This is a genomic window from Amycolatopsis sp. WGS_07, assembly GCF_045278895.1.
Classification (GTDB): domain Bacteria; phylum Actinomycetota; class Actinomycetes; order Mycobacteriales; family Pseudonocardiaceae; genus Amycolatopsis.
Genome location: NZ_CP136053.1, coordinates 5166567 through 5184925, shown reverse-complemented (window position 1 = coordinate 5184925; position 18359 = coordinate 5166567). Strand labels below are relative to the sequence as shown.

The following is an 18359-nucleotide window of genomic DNA, read 5'->3' as shown; positions in this document are numbered from 1 at the left end:
GTCAGCGCACCGCCGCCACCGGATCGCCGTCCAGGAGCGTCGACAGCCGGTGCGCCATCGTGTCCCAGCGCCAGTTCTCAGCCACCCACGAACGCCCCGCCTCGCCCATCCTGCGGGCACGCACCGGGTCGGACAGCAGCGCCGCCAGCGTCTCCGCCAGCTGCGCCGGATCGCGCCCCTCGACGACGTGGCCGGTCACCTCGTCCAGCACCGCCTCCGGTGCGCCCCCGGACGTGCCCGCGACCACCGGCAGTCCAGTCGCGGACGCCTCCAGATAGACGATCCCCAGCCCTTCCACATCAAGCCCCTTGCCGCGAGTCCGGGCAGGCATCGCGAAGACATCGCCCGCGTTGTAATGCGCGGGCAGTTCCTCCCAGGGCACCGAGCCGGTGAAGACCACGTCGTCCGTCACGCCGAGCGCCTCGGCCAACTGGTGCAAGCGCTTGCGATACGGCCCGCCACCGACCAGCAGCAGCGCCGCACCCGGCACCCTCTCGCGGATCGCAGGCAGCGCCGCGATCAACATGTCCTGCCCCTTGCGCGGAACCAGCCGCGAAACGCACACAACGGTCGGCCGATCACCCAGCCCGTGCCGCGCGCGGATTTCCTCCCGCCCAGCCGGATCCGGAGCGAAAACCGTGGTGTCGACCCCGCTCGGCAGCATTTCCAGCCCAGCATGCCGCCCGAACGCCGCCGCGAACCGATTGCGCGTGTACTTGCTGACGTACGTGACCACATCGACCGTCTCGCCAATGCGCCGCAACGCCTGCCGCGAGCCCGGCAGCATCGACCAACCAACTTCGTGGCCATGCGTAGACGCGACGATCCGCCGCGCGCCAGCCTGCCGCAGCGGGTGCCCCAGCAACGCGAGCGGAGCGGCCGCGCCGAACCAGACGGCCTCGCAGTCGCGAGCATGCATGATCTGCTTCGCGCGACGCAGGACGTCCGGCGTGGGCAGCATCAGCGACGTCGGATGCCGCACCACCTCGAACGGCGCGGCAGCATCGAACTCGACGTGCGAACCGCTGCTGCGCTCCCAGGAGGGCGCGTAGACGACGAGGTCGTCCGCGGGCAGCCGGGTGGCCAGCGAATTGAGGTAGTTCTGGATACCCCCGGGGCGCGGCGGGAAGTCGTTCGTCACGAGCAGGGTCCTCAGCACCCCCGCAGGCTACCGACGAGCGATTCCCCCCGGAGACGACACCGTGCGCCGGGTCTTGCGGTGCCCCTCACCGGTTCCCTCGCGAGCGACACACCGCGCCAGCGAAAACGTCCGATCAGGCACGTACGTGCGAATTCCCCCGCAAACAGCATTGGGGCGGCACCGCGTCCGCGGCAGCGCCCCAGAGAAAACGCCCGGCCAAGTACCCCCGTCGGGCACCCTGCGCCCCTCAAACAACACCGGGCCACCCAGCCCAGCAAGACCGCCCGGCCAGGCACCCGCGCCCCGCAAACGACACCGAGCCGCCCAGCCCAGCAAGACCATCCAGCCACGCACCCGCGCCCCGCAAGCAACGCCGAGCCCCCCAAGCCCAGCGAAACCGTCCAGCCAGGCGCCCGCCGCGCGCATTCCCCTCAAAACGACACTGGGGCGGTGCCGCGTGATGCGGCACCGCCCCGGTGAAATCGAACCGTCAGGCGACCCGGCGGGCGCCCACGTACTGGCTCTGCAGCGGCGAGATCTTGACGACGTCGCCGGTGGTCGGCGCGTGCACCATCATCCCGTTGCCGATGTACATGCCCACGTGCGAAACCGGCGAGTAGTAGAACACCAGGTCGCCGGGCTGCAGCTGGCTGCGCGGGACCGGCGTGCCGGTGGTGCTCTGCGCGCGGCTCGAGCGCGGCAGCGAGATGCCCGCCTTCTGGTAGGCCCACTGCATGAGACCCGAGCAGTCGTACGAACTCGGGCCGGTGGCGCCCACTCGTAGGGCTTGCCCCGCTGGCTGAGCGCGGCCTGGACGGCCGCGGCCGCCGCCGGGCCCGCGTTGGCGAGGTCCACCGAGACGTCGCCGCCGGTGTCCTTCTGCGCGTTCCGGTCGGCCAGGCTCAGCTGCGACGTGGTCTTCTTCAGCTCGGCGACCTGGTCGTCGAGCGTCTTCTTCTTGGCCGTGATGTCTTCGGTCAGCTTCGCCGCCGCGTCGCGCGCCGCGGTGGCCCGCTGCGCGGCGTCGGCGGCCAGCTTCTCGGCGGCCTTGGCCTGGTCGACCGCGCCCTGGAGCTTCCCGAGCGCGGCGGCCTTCTGGGACGCGATCTGGTCCAGCGCCGACGAACGGTCCAGGAACTCCTGCGTCGACGTGCCCGCCAGCAGCGCGGACAGCTTGTTCATCTGCACGCCGGACAGGAACGACGCGTTCGCGAACTTGTCGACGTCGACCTTGTACTTCTTCTCGTTCTCGGCGGCCTGCGCGGCGAGGTTGTGGGCGTTGCCCACGTCCCCGTTGGCCTTGTCGAGGTCGCCCTGCCGCGCGGACAGGTCGTCTTTGGCTTTCAGGAGGTCCTCGTTCGCCTTCTCGGCCTGTGCCGCGAGGTCGCGGTACTTGGCGAGAGCGTCCGAACCGGAGTCCGGCGGGGCCTGGAGGACGGGGAGGGGGAAGCGGCAGCGGTGCCCGCCGGCTGCGCCACGGTGACGACTGCGATCACCGAGGCGGCCGCGAGGGCGCCTGACACCACGCGCTTGACTGGATGCGACTGCACGGCCGCGCGGGTCTCCTTTGCTCGTCGGGCCGCCGTGGCCGGAACCCCGGCGCGGAAGAGGTCGGGGGCCCTCTTCACGCACGCTGTCCGCCCGCGTTCCGGCCGTCGTGTGCCACAACAGCTTTTCCGCGCACGGTGTTGGTTCCGGTCCTGACTCCCCGACAAAGCCGAACCGGCGGCGATCCCGCGTCGCCGTCGTCCGACGGCTGCCTGGCGCGAGATCTCGGCCAGGTTACGAAAAGACCGTCGGCGCGTCCACCGGGCCCCCCGTAAAAACTCTCCGTAGTCCGGCGAAACACCATCGGACCAGCACGGCAGTTCTCTGTGACATAGGTCATACGCTGCGGCAGCACAAACGGCCCTCTCCGTTACTTACCGTTCACCGCACCGAGGCGACCGTTCAGCGCGCCAGTGTCACCCACTGGTGTCACGCCGACCTACTGTCGGTCTCCGGAACCAGGCGCAGCCGCGGCACCATCCCCGCCTCGGCGAGCGCGTCGACAGCCCGCCGCTCGTCCGCGTCCCAGACAAGGCCGACCGGCGGCCCGAGCAGCACGCTGACCACGCAATCGGCACACGCCGCCCCGCGCACCGCACATCGGTCGCAGTCGACGACGAAGGTGTCGATGTCCTCGACCGCGACGTCCACCGCACCGGCTGGCCGCCGCTCTTCCTGGCGGGAGGCAACGGGTTTCGCCCGCTTCGCACCGCGCGGCGCTGCCGAGTGCCGACGCGCCGCGCGCCTTCGGCGGACAGCTTCAGCACGCTCGTCTCCGCTCGGCGACGCCGAGGCGGCCGGATTCCCGGCGGCGTCGCTTTCCCGGCACGCCTCCAGATCCCGGTCGCGCATCTGACCCGCGCCCTGGCTCCCGCCGAAATCAGCCGAAACCCCGCTCCCCCGGCGCGCCACCACATCCCGGCCACGCACCTCACCCACGGCCGGATCCCCAGCGGAGCCAGCCGAAGCCTCGCTTTCCCAGCGCGCCTCTAGATCCCGGTCGCGCACCTCACCCGCGCCCCGACCCCCGCCGGAACCAGCGGAAACCCCACCATCCCGGCACGACACCACATCCCGGCCACGCACCTCACCCGCAGCCGCATTCCCACCGGAACCAGCCGAAGCCCCGCCTTCCCGGCACGCCTCCAGATCCCGGTCCCGCACCTCCCCCGTGCCGAGATTCACGTCCGTGGCAAGACTCACCGTCGACCCCGCCCTGCCCGAATGGCCACCCCGATCCGGCGGCCGGAACCGCTCCGCAGCTCCATCCCCGGAAGCGACCTCAGCCCGAACCCCCGCCGACCCGCCAGCACCGGCCCGCACCCCGAAACCGGCACCGAACCGCTCGTTCTCGCCCATCGCCAAGCCTCCGTTCCTCCACGAGGCCCCGGATCGGTTCCGGGAATCGCCTCGGGAACAAACGGTAGGAAGCACCACCGACAATTTCGGAAGCCCGCGGCAGCGGCAGGCTCAGACTCGACCCAATCGGCTGACGAGCACCGCCGACGGCGCGGGGTGCGCGCCGGCCGCGCGGACCGAATCGGCCACTGCCCGGTCGGACGTCGCGACGACCATCGGGCGGCCCTTCGGCTCGGCCGCGACCAGTGACCGGATCACGTCGTCGGCCAGCACGCCACGCTCGGAAAACAGCACTCGCACCCCACGCGGCACCGCGGCGGGCACCGACAGCACGCCGGCCCCGTCGAACACCACCGTGACCTCCGCGGACGTGCGCGCCGCCAGCGCGGACAGCTGGTGCACCAGCCGGTCTCGCTGGTCGGCCAGCGCCAGCTCCGGATAACCCGTTTTGGTGACGTTGTAGCCGTCCACGATGAGATGGACGTTCGGCAGCGCCAGATGCCGGTCGAGGGCCGTGACGTCCTGGATCCGCCCGCCGGGGCCGAGCCCGGACCGCGCGCCGCTCACCATGTCCGCGGGCCGTGCGCCGCGGTCGCCCAGGGCGAGTTCGCGGCGCAGGCCGTGCACCGCGCCGTCGATGGTGTCCACGAGCAACGCCAGCCGGACCTCGTCGGCCTCCCTGGCCTCGCGCGCCGACTGCCGGGCCATCTCCGCGTCCGCGACCGCCCGTTCGGCACGGGTGCGTTCGGCGGCGACCCGGCGGCGTTCCCGGTCGAGCTGGGCGTTCAGCATCTCGATTTCGCGTTCCCGCGTCGCTCCGCCGTCGGCCAATTCGGTGCGCGCCGCCTCGGCCGCGTCCTTGGCCTGCCGCAGCAGCACGCCCTGTTCGCGCAGCCGGCGCAGCAGCTTCTCGACCTCGGCCTCGCGTTCGCCGCGCGCGCTCTCGACCGCCCCGCGCGCCTCTTCCAGCTCGGCACGCAGCTCGGCGATCTCGGCTTCCAGGCGTTGATTGCGGGCCAATGCCGCGTCCCGCTCAGCGCGCAGCGCGGTTTCCTCGGCGTTCTTCGCGACCAGCCGCACCCGCCCGGCCGCGCCGGACTCGCCGAGCAGCACCGCGGCGGCAGCGGCCGCGACGGAATCCGCAACGTTTGGGTCCAGCGCGTCGGTCCGGTGCTCCCGCAGCCACTCCAGCACCGCGGTGCGGAACTGCGCCGAGTCCCCCAACGCGGTCAGCAGCGCGGTACCGCCGAGCTTCGCGCGCTTGGCCGGGGCGAACTTCGCGACCGGCCGCAGCTGCCTCGGCACGTCCGCGACCGGCAGTTTCGCGACCGCGGCCGCGGCCAGTTCGGCGATGCGCTCGCGCACCGCCTCCGGCAGGCTCGTCCACGACGCCGGTTCCGGACACGACCCCGCTTCCGGGACCGCGGCGTCCTCGTCCGCCCGCGCCGGAACCGCCGAGGGGCCGACGGCCTCCGCGGCTTCTTCCGGTTCGACGGGCTGAGGGTGCATTGGTCCAGGGTAGGCCCCGCCGCCGGATCCCGCGCCGCACCGGCCCGTTCCGCTGGTCACCATCGGGCCACGGGGTCGCGGCGGCGAAGATTGTCGGTGGTCGGTCCTACTGTGCGCGATCATGGAGACCCGACCGGGGCCGGCCCAGGCTCAGCTGGCTTTCGACGAACTCGGCACCCCGCTGCGCGACACCACGTTCGTCGTGTTCGACCTCGAGACCACCGGCACCAAACCGGGCCCGGACGGCATCACCGAGATCGGCGCGGTGAAGGTGCGCGCCGGCCAGGTGCTGGGCGAGTTCGCGACGCTGGTCAACCCGGGCACGCCGATCCCGCCGCAGATCGTCGAGCTGACCGGCATCACGCAGGCGATGGTCTACGACGCGCCGCGGATCGAACGCGTGCTGCCCGCGTTCCTGGAGTTCATCGCGGGCACTGTCCTGGTCGCGCACAACTCCGGCTTCGACACCAGCTTCATGAAAGCGGCCTGCGAAGGACACGGCTACGTCTGGCCGCGCCCCACCGTCGTCTGCACGGTGAAGCTCGCGCGCCGCGTGATCCCGCGCGAAGAAGCGCGCAGCTACCGGCTGTCGTCGCTGTCCATGCTGCTCGGCGCGCGCACCCGGCCGACGCACCGCGCGCTCGACGACGCCCGCGCCACCACCGACGTCCTGCACGCGCTGCTGGAGCGCGTCGGCAATCTCGGCGTGCACACCGTCGAGGAGCTGATCGACTACCTCCCGGACGTCACGCCAGCCCAGCGGCGCAAGCGAAACCTGGCCGCAGACCTCCCGTCGCGCCCCGGCGTGTACTTGTTCAAGGGACCGCGCGACGAAGTGCTGTACGTCGGCACCGCGCGGGACCTGAGACGGCGCGTGCGGACGTATTTCACCGGTTCCGAGAGCCGGGGCCGGATCCGCGAAATGGTCGCGCTGGCGGAGCGGGTGGACGCCATCGAGTGCGCGCATTCCCTCGAAGCCGAGATCCGCGAGCTGCGGCTGATCGCCGCGCATCGGCCGGCGTACAACCGGCGTTCCAAAAACCCGCACCACGGCTGGTGGATCAGCCTCACCGACGAGGCTTTCCCGCGACTTTCCGTGGTCCGGCTGCCCCGCGCGGGCACGCTCGGCCCCTTCCGCAGCCAGGCCGACGCGCGCAGCGCCGCCGAAACCCTCGCCGACGCCTCCGGCCTGCGCACCTGCACGCAACGCATCTCCGCCACGGCCGCGTCCGGCACGCCGTGCGTGCTGGCGGAACTTGGCCGCTGCGGAGCCCCGTGCGCGGGCAGGCAGACCGTCGCCGACTACTCCCCCGCGGTAGAAGCTGCCCGCGGCCTCATCGCAGGTCACGACGGCCGTCCGCTGCATCTGGCGGCGGCGAGGCTGGAGGAGATGTCGGAGCGAAGGCACTACGAACAAGCCGCCCGCCACCGTGACGAACTGGCCGGGCTGGTCCGCGCCGTCGGCCGCGCGCATCGGCAGGCCGCGCTCGCGTCGGTCGCGGAACTCATCGCCGCCGCCCCGGACGGCAACGGCGGCTGGGAACTGTCCGTCATCCGCTACGGCAGGCTCGCCTCGGCCGGGGTCGCCCGGCGCGGGGTCCCGCCGATGCCGGTGGTCGAATCCCTGGTCGCGGCGGGAGAAACCGTGCTGCCCGGCGACGGTCCGCTGCGCGGCGCGCCCGGCGAGGAGGTCGGAATCCTGCTGCGCTGGCTCGCCCGCCCCGGCACCCGGCTCGTCCGCACCACCCGGCCGTGGGCCGAGCCCGCCGCCGTCGCCGGATGGCAGTCCTGGCTCGCCCGGGTCGCCGACGCCCGCTCCCTCGAACACGTCGCGGGCTGAGCCGCCCCGCCGGGACGTTCCCGGCTACGATCGCGCACGACGAGTTACCGCCAGCAAGTGGGAGGAACGCTGTGATCACGGCGATCGTGCTGATCAACGTAGAGGCCGAGGAAATCCCGCAGGCCGCGCAGGCGATCGCGGATCTCGACCAGGTGTCCGAGGTCTACTCGTGCGCCGGGGACGTCGACCTCATCGCCACGGTGCGCGTGCAGGCCCACGAGGATCTCGCCGACCTGATCCCCGGTCGCATCGGCAAGGTCCGCGGCGTGCTCGACACCGTCACCCACATCGCGTTCCGGTCCTACTCGCGGGCCGACACCGACTCCGCGTTCGAGATCGGCGTCGAAGGAGCCTGACCCGGGCCGGAATCGGGAGACGACCTCGTCGGCTTCGTCATGGCCGCCGCGCACCAGAAAGGGCTACGACCAGTTCGCGAGGGCGAGGTCGTCGCCCGCATCCGGTTCTGAACCGGGCGCGCCGCGCTACCGTATTTCGCATGACGACCCCGAGACTGGTCGAAGTCACGGTCGACAACGTGGAAGACGCCTGCGATCTCAAAGTGGCGAAGCACCAGCGGGAGTACGTGGCCTCGGTCGCCTGCTCGCTCGCCGAAGCCTATGTCCAGCACGACGTCGCCTGGCCGAGGCTGATCTACGCCGGGAAGAAACTCGTCGGCTTCGTCATGGCCGCCTTCGACCCGGACAACCCGACCGAGTACTACCGCAACTATCTGTGGCGGCTGAACATCGCCGCCAAACACCAGAAAAAGGGCTACGGCCAGTTCGCCGTCGAAGCGGTGCTCGCCGAAGCCCGCCGCCGCGGCGCCGAGTCCGTGACGGTCAGCTGGATGCCCGGCAAGCACAGCCCCGGGCCCTTCTACGAACGGCTCGGCTTCCAGCCGACCGGCGAAATGGACGACGACGAGATAGTCGCCCGCATCCGGCTCTGAACCCCGGCCCCGCACAGCAAGAAGGCCCCTCCCTCACGATGACGATGAGGAAGGGGCCTTCCGGCGTTCTGCGGGACGCGCGGGACTCAGTGCCCGGAACCGACCTCGGTCGACTCCTCGGACCCTTCGACCTGCGCGTGGCCGTTGCCGCGAGCGCGGTCGAGCGCCTTCGTCTCCTCCGCCGGGTCCGGCGTCCACATCGAGCCGGGAACCGCGTGGCCCGCGGTGCCGAGCTTGTTCATCTTCTTCGGCACCGCCGCGCCCTGGTACTCGAGCGGGATCGCGTGGCCGTGGCTGTCCGTGCCGCCCAGCGGCTGGTGGATCTCGATGAACTCGCCGTGCGGCAGCCGCTTGATGATGCCGGTCTCGACGCCGTGCTCCAGCACCTCACGGTCGGACCGCTGCAGGCCCAGGCAGATCCGGTAGGTGAAGTAGTACGCCAGCGGCGGCACGATCAGCACGCCGATGCGGCCCGCCCACGTCGTCGCGTTCAGCGAGATGTCGAACTGGTCGGCGATGATGTCGTTGAAGCCGGACAGCTCGATCACCGCGAAGAACCCGAGCGCCATCATGCCCAGCGCGGTGCGGACCGGTGCGTCGCGCGGCCGCTGGAGCAGGTTGTGGTGCGCGGTGTCCTTGGACAGCTTGCGTTCCAGGAACGGATACCCGAGCAGCAGCGCGAACAGGATCGGCATGCCGATCGCCCCGGGGAAGAACACCGCCGGGATCGTGTAGTTCCCGAGGTAGACCTCCCAGGCGGGCCAGATCCGGAGCATGCCGTCGGCCCAGGCCATGTAGAAGTCCGGCTGGGACCCCGCGGACACCATCGACGGGTTGTACGGCCCGAAGTTCCACACCGGGTTGATCTGGAACAGGCCGGACATCAGCGCCAGCACGCCCACGACCAGGGTGAAGAACGCGCCGCCCTTGAGGGCGAAGTACGGCATGATCCGCACGCCGACGACGTTGGTCTCCTTGCGCCGCACGCCCGGGAACTGGGTGTGCTTCTGGTACCAGACCAGCGCCAGGTGCGCGCCGACCAGCGCCAGCATGATGCCGGGGACCAGCAGGATGTGCAGCGTGTAGAGGCGCGGGATGATCTGGTCGCCGGGGAACTCCCCGCCGAACAGCGCCCAGTGGATCCAGGTGCCGATCACCGGCACCGACAGCACGATGCCGGACAGGGTCGCGCGGATACCGGTACCGGAGAGCAGGTCGTCCGGCAGCGAGTAGCCGAAGAAGCCCTCGAACATGCCCAGGATCAGCAGCAGGCCGCCGATGACCCAGTTCGCTTCACGCGGCTTGCGGAACGCGCCGGTGAAGAAGATCCGGAGCATGTGCACCATCATCGACGCGACGAAGATCAGCGCCGCCCAGTGGTGCAGCTGCCGCACGAACAGGCCGCCGCGCACGTCGAACGAGATGTCCAGCGTCGTCTTGAACGCCTGGGACATCTGCATGCCCTGCATGTTCGTGAAGCTGCCGTGGTAGGTGACCTCCTGCATGGAGGGGTCGAAGAACAGCGTCAGGTACACCCCGGACAGCAGGATGACGATGAAGCTGTACAGGGCGATCTCGCCCAGCAGGAAGGACCAGTGGGTCGGGAACACCTTGTTCATCTGGTGCCGCAGGCCCTTGGCCAGCTTGTACCGCTGGTCCGCGTTGTCCGCGGCCTCGCCAAGGTGCTTCTGGAGTGCGCTCGTGCCCTTGGTCGGCGTGGTGAGTGAACTCATGACTTACGCTCCCAGAAGGCCGGTCCGATGGCCTCGTTGAAGTCGCCCTTCGCGATCAAGTATCCCTCTTCGTCAACCGTGATCGGAAGCTGCGCCAGCGGACGCGTCGCCGGGCCGAAGATGGGCTTCGCGTAGTGCAGGGCGTCGAACTGCGACTGGTGGCACGGGCAGAGGATGCGGTTCGTGCGCTGTTCGTACAGGGAGGTCGGGCAGCCGACGTGGCTGCAGATCTTCGTGTACGCGTAGTAGTCGCCGAAGTTGTAGTCCTCCTGGCCCTTGCGCTTGACCACGCGCGAGGCGTCGGTCGGGCGCAGGCGGATGAGCATGACCGGGTTGTCGACCCGCATCAGGGCCGCGGCCAGCTTCTTCTCGTCGCCCTTCTCGGACTCGCGGTACGGGAAGACCGTCTCCATCGCGCCCGCGTCGAGGTCCTCGGCCTTGACCAGCGCGACGCCGTTCTTGACGTCCTCTTCGAGGTTGCCGGTGTTGCGGCGCAGGTAGACCTTCTCGCCCGGGAAGTTCGGCAGCCATCCGGTGTGCCAGAGGCCGTCCTTGTTCTCGGTGTCCTTCCACGGGTCCTTGATAAAGGACGCGATCGGCAGCGCCGCCACCGCGAGGCCGAGCGCGCCCGCGCCCGCGCCGGCGGTGCGCTTGATCAGCGACCGGCGGGCGATGCCGTTGCGGGTCCCGGCGTCGGCCAGGTGGGCCAGGATGGTGGCCCGGTCGACCTCCGCGGACGGGCCGTCGGAGCGCTGCTGCACCGCGGTCTCGTGCGGGACGAACTTCTTGGTGTAGAGGATCACGCCGATGCCGAGCGACAGCACCGCGAGGCCGAGCGTGACGCCGAGCGCCGGGGTGTAGAGGCTGTAGGTCGAGTGCCCGCTCGGGTCGCTCGGGTCCTTGTACTCCCACCACTTCGGCCAGGCCATCACGACCACGAACGCCAGTCCGGCGAGCGCGGACAGGGCGAACCAGAACGCGACGACGCGCTGGGCGCGCCGCTCCGCGCGGGTGTCCTTGACCGGCCAGGGCTCGGGGTAGTCGACGATTTCGACGCCGTCCAGCTGACCGCCGAGCTTGAGCAGCTCGTCGCGGTCCATCTCAGCCAGCTCCGCCTCCGAGGGCGGCTGGGGCCCTTCGGCACTCATGCCTTCGATCCAATCCACAGCGTAATGCCGACGAGCGCGGCGATTCCGACGACGAAGGCGATGACGCCTTCGGAGGCGGGGCCGACCCCGCCGAGACCGTTGCCGCCCGGGTCGTTCTTGCCGTCGGACACCGACTTGACGTAGGCGATGATGTCCTTTTTCTCCTCGGCGCTGAGCTGGCGGTCGGAGAACTTCGGCATGTTCTGCGGCCCGGTGAGCATCGCGTCGTAGATCTGCTCCTCGGTGGCCGGGTCGAGCGGCGGCGCGTACTTGCCCGCCGACAGCGCGCCCCCGCGTCCGGTGAAGTTGTGGCACGAGGCGCAGTTGAGCCGGAACAGCTCGCCGCCGCGCGCCGGGTCGTTGCCGCGCAGCGCCTCGCCGCGCTCCTCCGGGCGCTGCGCGCCGCCGCCGTGCGCCTGCACGTAGGCGCCGACCGCGTCGATCTCGCTCGGGGTCAGCTTCGGCGGCTTGCGGGCGACCTGCGCCTCCTGGCGCGCCGCCGGCATCCGGCCGGAGGAAGTCTGGAAGTAGACGGCCGCGTCGCCGATGCCGATGAGGCTCGGACCGCGGTCCTTGACGCCCTCGAGGTTCGCGCCGTGGCATTCGATGCAGGTGTTGTTGTAGACCTGCTCGCCCTGGCGCAGCAGCGCCGGGTCGCCTTGTGCCTGCGCGGTCTGCGGTTCCGGGGCGAAGACGGCGTACAGGGCGCCGGCCCCCACCAGGGCGACGCCGAGTGCGAGCACGCCCGCGAGGCGCCTGCGCATCTTCGAGCGCGCGCGGAACCGGCGCTCCGAGGATTTGGTGCTGGTGGTCATCTTGCGGCAACCCTTGCTGTCAGTTCAGGCCGTTTTGTGGTGGGCGGTGCGGAGATCAGGGGAGGATGTAGATCACCGCGAAGAGGCCGACCCACACGATGTCGACGAAGTGCCAGTAGTACGACACGACGATCGCCGAGGTGGCCTGCGCCGGAGTGAACTTGCTGAGCTTCGTGCGGACCAGCAGGAACACGAAGGCGACGAGCCCGCCGATCACGTGCAGGCCGTGGAAACCGGTCGCGAGGTAGAACACCGTGCCGAACGGGCCGGACGGGATCGTGAGGCCCTCGTCGATCAGGTTCAGGTACTCGTTGCCCTGCCCGAACACGAAGATCGCGCCCATGATCAGCGTCACGATGTACCAGCGCCGCAGGCCGTAGACGTCGCCCCGCTCCGCGGCGAACACGCCGAACTGGCAGGTCAGCGACGACAGCACGAGGATCACCGTGAACGGGATCGCGTACGCGACGTTGAGGTGGAACTCCTCGCCGTGCAACGGCGGCGGCCAGGACGCCCCGGCCGGGTTCTGCGCCTTGACGGTGAAGAACATGGCGAACAGTCCGGCGAAGAACATCAGTTCGCTGGACAGCCACACGACGGTGCCGACACTGACCATGTTCGGCCGGTTCAGCGAGTGGACCCGCTGGCTGATGGTGGGAGCTGCCGTTGTCACGGATCGCATTATGTCCTCTCGCGACCGCACCCCGCCCGCCGGGTCTGCGGCGGGTCGTGGGAGCTTCGCGTCACACCCGCGCGCGAGACGCGGGCAGGCGGAGGAAGGGGCTACTCGTGAGTTGGCTGCAGAAGCTCCGTGACCTGGTGAGAAAGCCGGAAAACGCGGTTCTCGACCCGGACGCGCCCGGTCTGCGGACCGTCGTCTCGGCGTTCGATCCGGCCGTCGCGGACTCCGCGGTGCTCGCCGATTCACCCGGCTGGGCAAGCGAAGCGCCCGCGGTGCTCGTCCACCACCTCGTGCTTCCGGCGGACCGGATCGAGGAGGCGGCGGCGATTCTCGCGCAGGACGGCTACGACCTGCGCGAACAAAGCCGCGAGGGCGACCGGGTGCTCGCGCACGCGCGGCGCGTGCAGGTGCTGGACGCCCTGCACTGCGCCCAGGAACGGTCCCGGATGGCCGGGCTGGCGCAGCGGCTCGGCGGCGACGCCCCGGGCTGGGAGGCGCGGCAACCGGGTGACTCGCCCACCGCGTCCGCGTGAGATGCGTCTCGGCGGATACGATCGCGGCTGTTCCACCCGTGACGAGACGGAGGCGTGCTCAATGAGCGAGCAGTCCCAGCGGATCCTGGTGTTCAGCCACAAGGCCGAGGTCCGCGAGGCGATCATGAACGCCGTCGGCAGGCGCCCGGCGGCCGACCTCGGCCGCGTCGAGTGGGTCGAGGCGGCCGGCATCGCCGACGTGCTCGCCGAGATGGACGCGGGCTCGGTCGACCTCGCGATCCTCGACGGCGAGGCGCAGCCGACCGGCGGCATCGGCCTGACCCGCCAGCTCAAGAACGAGATCGCCGACTGCCCGCCGGTGGTCGTGGCCGTCCGCCGCCGCGACGACCGATGGCTCGCCACCTGGGCGCTGGCCGACGCCGTGCTGGTGCACCCGCTCGACCCGCTGACCGCGGCGGAGACCGTCGCCGGCGTGCTGCGCGCCGGGCGGGTCCCCGCCGTCAACGGCGGCTGAGCCCGGTGGGCGCCACCCCGCACACCTGGCCCGCGCTGCTCACCCGGCTCATCGCCGGCGAGGACCTGTCCGCCGAGGACACGGCGTGGGCGATGGACCAGATCATGTCCGGCAGCGCAGGGCAGGCGCAGATCGGCGGCTTCGCGGTCGCGCTGCGCGCCAAGGGCGAAACGCCCGCGGAGATCTCCGGCATGGCCGACGCGATGCTGTCGCACGCCCGGCGGATCGCGCTGAGCCGCCCGGCGGTGGACATCGTCGGCACCGGCGGCGACCGGTCGAACTCGGTGAACATCTCCACGATGGCGACGATCGTCACGGCGGCGGCGGGCGCGCCGGTGGCCAAGCACGGCAACCGGAGCGCGTCGTCGAAGTCCGGCGCGGCCGACGTGCTGGAAACCCTCGGCGTGAAGATCGACCTGCCGCCGGAGGCGGTGCTCGCCTCGCTCGAGGAGATCGGCATCGGGTTCTGCTTCGCCCCGGCGTTCCACCCGGCGTTCCGGCACACCGGCCCGCCGCGGCGCGAACTGGGCGTGCCGACCACGTTCAACCTGCTCGGCCCGCTCACCAACCCGGCGCAGCCGCAGAGTGCGCTGATCGGCTGCGCCTACGCCGACAAAACCCGTGCCCTGGCGGAGATTTTCGCCCACCGCGGCATGTCGGTCCTGGTGGCCCGCGGCGACGACGGGCTCGACGAGATCACCACCACGACGACGACGTCGGTGCTGGTGGTCTCCGGCGGCACGGTGACCGAACGCACCTTCGATCCGCAGTCGCTCGGCATCCCGCGCGCGACCGCGGAGGACCTGCGCGGCGGAGACGCGGCGGCGAACGCGGAGGTCGTCCGGGAACTGGTGAACGGCAAGACCGGCCCGGTGCGCGACGCGGTGGTGCTCAACGCCGCCGCCGCGCTGGCCGCCTTCGCGGGCTTCTCCGATTCGCTCGAGGACGACCTGGCGGCCGGGCTGGACCGAGCACGCCAGGCCATCGACAGCGGGGCGGCAGCGGCGCTGCTGGACCGCTGGATCGCGTTCTCCTCGGCGAGCCGCTGACCTTCCGCACTGTCCGAACGCCACATCGGGTGCTTCCCCGCATCCGATGTGGCGTTCGTTGCATCCAGGCTCAGGAGCGGAAGGCGGTCCGGTAAGCGCTGGGCGTCGTCGAGCGCAGCCGCGAAAACTGGTGCCGCAACGCCGCCGCGGACGCATACCCGCACGCCGCCGCGATGTCCTCCACCGACAGCGAACCCTCCTCCAGCAGCGCCTGCGCCCGGTCGAGGCGGCGTTCGGTCAGCCAGCGGTGCGGCGTCGTCCCGGTGGCGGCGGAGAACCGGCGCAGGAACGTCCGCTCCCCCAGCCCGCTGCGGCGAGCCAGCTCCGCGACCGTGAACGGCTGGTCCAGCCGCCGTTCCACCCATTCGAGCGCTTCGGCGACCACCGCGTCGTCCGGTGCGGCCGTCGCGGGCACTGGAGCCTGCACGAACTGGGCCTGCCCGCCGGCGCGATGCGGCGCGGCCACCATCCGCCGGGCCAGCGCGGTAGCCGCCGCGACTCCGCGCAACCGCCGCACCAGGTGCAGGCACAGGTCCACCGCGGCGACCGTCCCGGCGCTGGTGAACACGCCGTCGTCGTCCGCGTAGAGCGCCTGCGGGTCCACTTCCGCGGAGGGGAACAGCCGCCGGAATTCCGGTTCGTAGATCCAGTGCACCGTGCAGCGGCGGCCGTCCAGAAGTCCCGCGTAACCAAGGGAAAACACTCCCGCGCAGAACCCGGCCACCCACGCGCCGCGCTCCCGGGCGGCGCGCAACGCGTCCAGCAACGGCTCCGGCGGCGGTTCGGTACGCGGCGCTTGGGTGGGCACAATCACCAAATCGGCTGACGCCGCGAAGTCCAGATCCCGCAGTCCGGCGAGGCCGAATCCGGACCAGCTGGCCACGTCCGCCCCGCCCGGCGAGCACACGCCGAAGTCCCAGCCCTGCATACCGTCCGCGCTGCGGTCGGTGCCGAACACCTCGCACGCGACCCCCAGCTCGAACGGCGAAACCCGATCCGCGAGCAGCACCGCGACCCGTTGCACGTCCATGCCGCCCAGGATGTCACAAGTTTTGCGGTCATTGTCATCTCTGACACTGGTTGCGCGTCGCCGCGAGGACGAATCTGGGGCGCATGAAGAACCCCGAATCCCGCCCGGTCCTGCAGTGGTCCGCCGCGATGGCGTTGTCCGGAACGATCGGCGCGGTCGTGCTCGCAAGCGGCGCGGCGGCCCCGGCGGTCGCGTTCGCCCGCTGCCTCGTCGGCGGCGTCCTGCTGGTCGTGTGGTCGCTGGCCCGCGGCTGGTTCCGCGACTGGCGGCCGACCCGGCGCGACCTGCTGCTCGCCGTCGCCGGCGGACTGCTGCTGGTCGGCAACTGGGTGCTGCTGTTCGCGTCCTACTCGCTGTCGTCCATCGGCGTCAGCACGGTCGTTTATCACACCCAGCCGCTGATCCTGGTCGGCATGGCGGCGATGTTCCTCGGCGAGAAAGTCGGCCGGTCGCACCTCACGCGAGCTGGTGTGGCGTTCGCCGGCGTGGTGGTGATTTCCCTTTCCGCGCAAGGAGATGACGGGCAGCCAGTGCGGTTCGCGGGCATCGCGCTCGCGCTCGGCGCGGCCTTGCTCTACGCCGGTGCGTCCTTCATCGCGAAGCAGCTCAAGCACATCCGGCCACATCTGCTCGCGGCGGTGCAGCTGACGGTCGGCGCGATCGTGCTCGCCCCCGCGTTGCTGTTCACGCCGCTGCCGAGTTCGGCTCCGGGACTGCTGTGGCTCCTGCTCCTGGGAACGGTGCACACCGCGGTGATGTACGTGCTGATGTACGCGAGCATCGGCAAGCTGCCGACCACCACCGTGGCGCTGCTGTCGTACCTGTACCCGGTGGTCGCCGTGGTAGTGGACATGCTCGCGTTCGGCCACCGGCTCACGTGGGCCGAGGGACTGGGGATGCTGGCGGTGCTCGCCGCCGCGCTTGCCCCGCACCGCGCCAAGGCGGAAACGCGAGACGCCCGGCCGGGAATCCCCAGCCGGGCGTCTCGGTGAAGCGGAAAGGCTCAGTCGTGGTCCGGGCCGGTGTGGTACTCGAACACCAGTCCGCCCACGGCGATGAGCAGCGCCACGAGCGCCATCACCAGCAGCCAGATGTGGAAGAACGCCAGCGCGAGGCCCGCGAGCCCGGCCGCCGCGGCCAGCGCGACCGGCCAGTAGCTGCCCGGGCTGAAGAAGCCCAGCTCGCCGGCTCCGTCGCTGATCTCGGCGTCCTCGCGGTCCTCCGGGCGCTCCTCGATCCGGCGGGACACGAACTGCATGTAGCTGCCGGCGAGGAACGCGAGGCCGCCGGTCAGGAACAGCGCGACGATGCCGACCGGCTCGGCCTTCTGGTCGGTGGTGAAGAGCGCGGTCATGACCCAGTAGACGGCGGTCATGAGGACGGCAAACCCCGCCACCATGTAGAAAATCCGGGCTTCGACCTTCATGGGATTGGTCCCCTGCTCCTTCTGGTTCGCCGTCAGTTGGACGCGGTGCGCGCCGTGCGGTCGGTGTTGAACGGCTTCGTGGTGACCGCGTACGGGCTGCACAGCTCGCCGCAGTTCATCGAAGCCAGCGCCTCGGACGCGGTGTTCGGCTTGCCGGTCTTCGCGTTCGTCTGGGTGCGCAGCTTGAGGTACTGGTCGTACTTGTCCGGGGACAAGGCCCGCACCTCGAAGTTCATCACCGAATGGTACGTCCCGCACAGCTCGGCGCAGCGGCCGACGAACGAGCCCTCACGGTCGATCGAGTTCTGGAACGAGCTGTCCTGGTTGTTCTTCTCCGGGTCCGGCATGACGTCGCGCTTGAAGTTGAACTCCGGGACCCAGAACGAGTGGATGACGTCCGTCGAGCGGAGCCGGTACTCGATGGTCTTGTTCGTCGGCAGCACGAGCAGCGGGATCTCGCCGGAGGAGCCGACGGTGCTCACCTGGGTGCCGTCGGGGCGCTTGGCGTTGTCGCCCTCGTACTTGAACTCCCAGTTCCACTGGAAGGCGACGACGTCGACGACCACGTCCGGGTTCGGCTTCTTGTCGAGGACCTTGCTCTCGGTCGTCGCGGTGAAGAAGAACAGCACGCAGACCATGATCGTCGGGAGGACGACCGTGAAGATCTCCAGCGGGATGTTGTACTGGAACTGGCGCGGCAGGTCCTCGGGGCCCTCGGCGGTCGCGCCCTTCTTCTTGCGGTGGAAGATCGCGGTCCAGAAGATCAGGGCCCACACGATCGCGCCGACGACGAGCGCGGCGATGACCGTCCACGTCCAGAGGGTGCGCATCTGGTCGGCCTGCGGCGTGACGCCCTTGGGCCAGCCGAAGCGGAGGATCTCGTCTCCCGAGCAGCCCGTCGCGGTCAGCGCCACCAGCACGGCCAGCGCGGCGACACGCCCGACCCGCTTACCCACCGGGGTGCGCTCTGGTTTTCCCACTGCGCCCTGCCCTTTCACCCAACAGGCCCTCTCACACCGGGCCTTCTTCGACCGATCTTCGTGACAGGCGGAGCCTAGCCGAGTTGGCCGCTCCCGCTGACCAAGGGGTGACCAGTTGCGCCGCGCGTCACCCGCGTTCCGG

At 70.6% G+C, this 18359-nt stretch carries 18 protein-coding genes; 7 read left to right on the top strand and 11 right to left on the bottom strand.

Annotation, left to right across the window (positions count from 1 at the left end):
• Position 1: 1 nt before the first annotated feature.
• From RPX00_RS24540 to RPX00_RS24525, 4 genes are all read right to left on the bottom strand, one after another.
• A complete protein-coding gene (locus RPX00_RS24540) occupies positions 2–1159 on the bottom strand; it encodes a glycosyltransferase family 4 protein (protein WP_406628807.1) in 1158 nt (385 codons plus the stop codon).
• 472 nt (positions 1160–1631) lie between these two features.
• Positions 1632–1877 carry a C40 family peptidase gene (locus tag RPX00_RS24535; protein WP_406628805.1) on the bottom strand — a complete coding sequence of 82 codons (246 nt, stop codon included), beginning with the start codon at positions 1875–1877 and terminating at the stop codon, positions 1632–1634.
• A 1241-nt stretch (positions 1878–3118) separates the two neighbouring features.
• On the bottom strand, positions 3119–3340 hold the full coding sequence (locus RPX00_RS24530) for a hypothetical protein (RefSeq protein WP_037358162.1): 222 nt from the start codon (positions 3338–3340) through the stop codon (positions 3119–3121).
• Positions 3341–4159: 819 nt separating this feature from the next.
• Entirely contained in the window at positions 4160–5557 is a 1398-nt protein-coding gene (locus RPX00_RS24525) for an NYN domain-containing protein (protein ID WP_406628803.1), read from the bottom strand.
• Positions 5558–5678: 121 nt separating this feature from the next.
• On the opposite strand from RPX00_RS24525, the gene RPX00_RS24520 reads away from it, so the two are divergent.
• The 3 genes from RPX00_RS24520 to RPX00_RS24510 all read left to right on the top strand — a co-directional run bounded on the left by RPX00_RS24520 (position 5679) and on the right by RPX00_RS24510 (position 8346).
• On the top strand, positions 5679–7397 hold the full coding sequence (locus tag RPX00_RS24520) for a DEDD exonuclease domain-containing protein (RefSeq protein WP_406628801.1): 1719 nt from the start codon (positions 5679–5681) through the stop codon (positions 7395–7397).
• Positions 7398–7468: 71 nt separating this feature from the next.
• Entirely contained in the window at positions 7469–7753 is a 285-nt protein-coding gene (locus RPX00_RS24515) for an Lrp/AsnC family transcriptional regulator (RefSeq protein ID WP_009074830.1), read from the top strand.
• A gap of 140 nt (positions 7754–7893) precedes the next feature.
• Positions 7894–8346: a GNAT family N-acetyltransferase gene (locus RPX00_RS24510; RefSeq protein WP_406628798.1), complete on the top strand. Its 453-nt coding sequence runs from the start codon at positions 7894–7896 to the stop codon at positions 8344–8346.
• Between the two features lie 86 nt (positions 8347–8432).
• Here the strand turns inward: RPX00_RS24510 and RPX00_RS24505 are convergent, their stop codons facing one another.
• From RPX00_RS24505 to RPX00_RS24490, 4 genes are read right to left on the bottom strand one after another with little or no spacing between them, the layout of a single operon-like run.
• Positions 8433–10079: a cytochrome bc complex cytochrome b subunit gene (locus tag RPX00_RS24505; RefSeq protein ID WP_406628796.1), complete on the bottom strand. Its 1647-nt coding sequence runs from the start codon at positions 10077–10079 to the stop codon at positions 8433–8435.
• Positions 10076–11227 carry a ubiquinol-cytochrome c reductase iron-sulfur subunit gene (locus RPX00_RS24500; protein WP_406628794.1) on the bottom strand — a complete coding sequence of 384 codons (1152 nt, stop codon included), beginning with the start codon at positions 11225–11227 and terminating at the stop codon, positions 10076–10078. Before RPX00_RS24500 ends, RPX00_RS24505 begins: the two co-directional genes overlap by 4 nt.
• On the bottom strand, positions 11224–12042 hold the full coding sequence (locus tag RPX00_RS24495) for a c-type cytochrome (RefSeq protein ID WP_406628793.1): 819 nt from the start codon (positions 12040–12042) through the stop codon (positions 11224–11226). Before RPX00_RS24495 ends, RPX00_RS24500 begins: the two co-directional genes overlap by 4 nt.
• Before the next feature lie 55 nt (positions 12043–12097).
• Entirely contained in the window at positions 12098–12724 is a 627-nt protein-coding gene (locus tag RPX00_RS24490; RefSeq protein WP_406628791.1) for a heme-copper oxidase subunit III, read from the bottom strand.
• A 107-nt stretch (positions 12725–12831) separates the two neighbouring features.
• Here RPX00_RS24490 and RPX00_RS24485 point away from each other — a divergent pair, with 107 nt between their 5' ends.
• From RPX00_RS24485 to trpD, 3 genes are all read left to right on the top strand, one after another.
• Positions 12832–13257, top strand: a complete 426-nt coding sequence (locus RPX00_RS24485) for a ribonuclease E inhibitor RraB (RefSeq protein WP_406628789.1) — start codon at positions 12832–12834, stop codon at positions 13255–13257.
• Positions 13258–13318: 61 nt separating this feature from the next.
• The gene (locus RPX00_RS24480; protein ID WP_406628787.1) at positions 13319–13732 is read left to right on the top strand and encodes a hypothetical protein; all 414 of its coding nucleotides are present in this window, start codon (positions 13319–13321) and stop codon (positions 13730–13732) included.
• Between the two features lie 5 nt (positions 13733–13737).
• On the top strand, positions 13738–14781 hold the full coding sequence (gene trpD / locus RPX00_RS24475) for an anthranilate phosphoribosyltransferase (RefSeq protein ID WP_406628785.1): 1044 nt from the start codon (positions 13738–13740) through the stop codon (positions 14779–14781).
• Positions 14782–14851: 70 nt separating this feature from the next.
• Here trpD and RPX00_RS24470 read toward each other — a convergent pair whose 3' ends face one another.
• Positions 14852–15811 (bottom strand): GlxA family transcriptional regulator, encoded by a 960-nt coding sequence (locus RPX00_RS24470; protein WP_406628783.1) that lies wholly within the window; start codon positions 15809–15811, stop codon positions 14852–14854.
• 83 nt (positions 15812–15894) lie between these two features.
• Here RPX00_RS24470 and RPX00_RS24465 point away from each other — a divergent pair, with 83 nt between their 5' ends.
• Entirely contained in the window at positions 15895–16803 is a 909-nt protein-coding gene (locus RPX00_RS24465) for a DMT family transporter (protein WP_406628781.1), read from the top strand.
• An 11-nt stretch (positions 16804–16814) separates the two neighbouring features.
• On the opposite strand, the gene RPX00_RS24460 is transcribed toward RPX00_RS24465, so the two are convergent.
• Together RPX00_RS24460 and RPX00_RS24455 are read right to left on the bottom strand one after the other, a co-directional pair.
• Complete coding sequence (locus tag RPX00_RS24460; protein ID WP_378304312.1) at positions 16815–17237, bottom strand: cytochrome c oxidase subunit 4; 423 nt, start codon at positions 17235–17237, stop codon at positions 16815–16817.
• 32 nt (positions 17238–17269) lie between these two features.
• Positions 17270–18217: a cytochrome c oxidase subunit II gene (locus RPX00_RS24455; protein WP_406628779.1), complete on the bottom strand. Its 948-nt coding sequence runs from the start codon at positions 18215–18217 to the stop codon at positions 17270–17272.
• Positions 18218–18359: the final 142 nt, after the last annotated feature.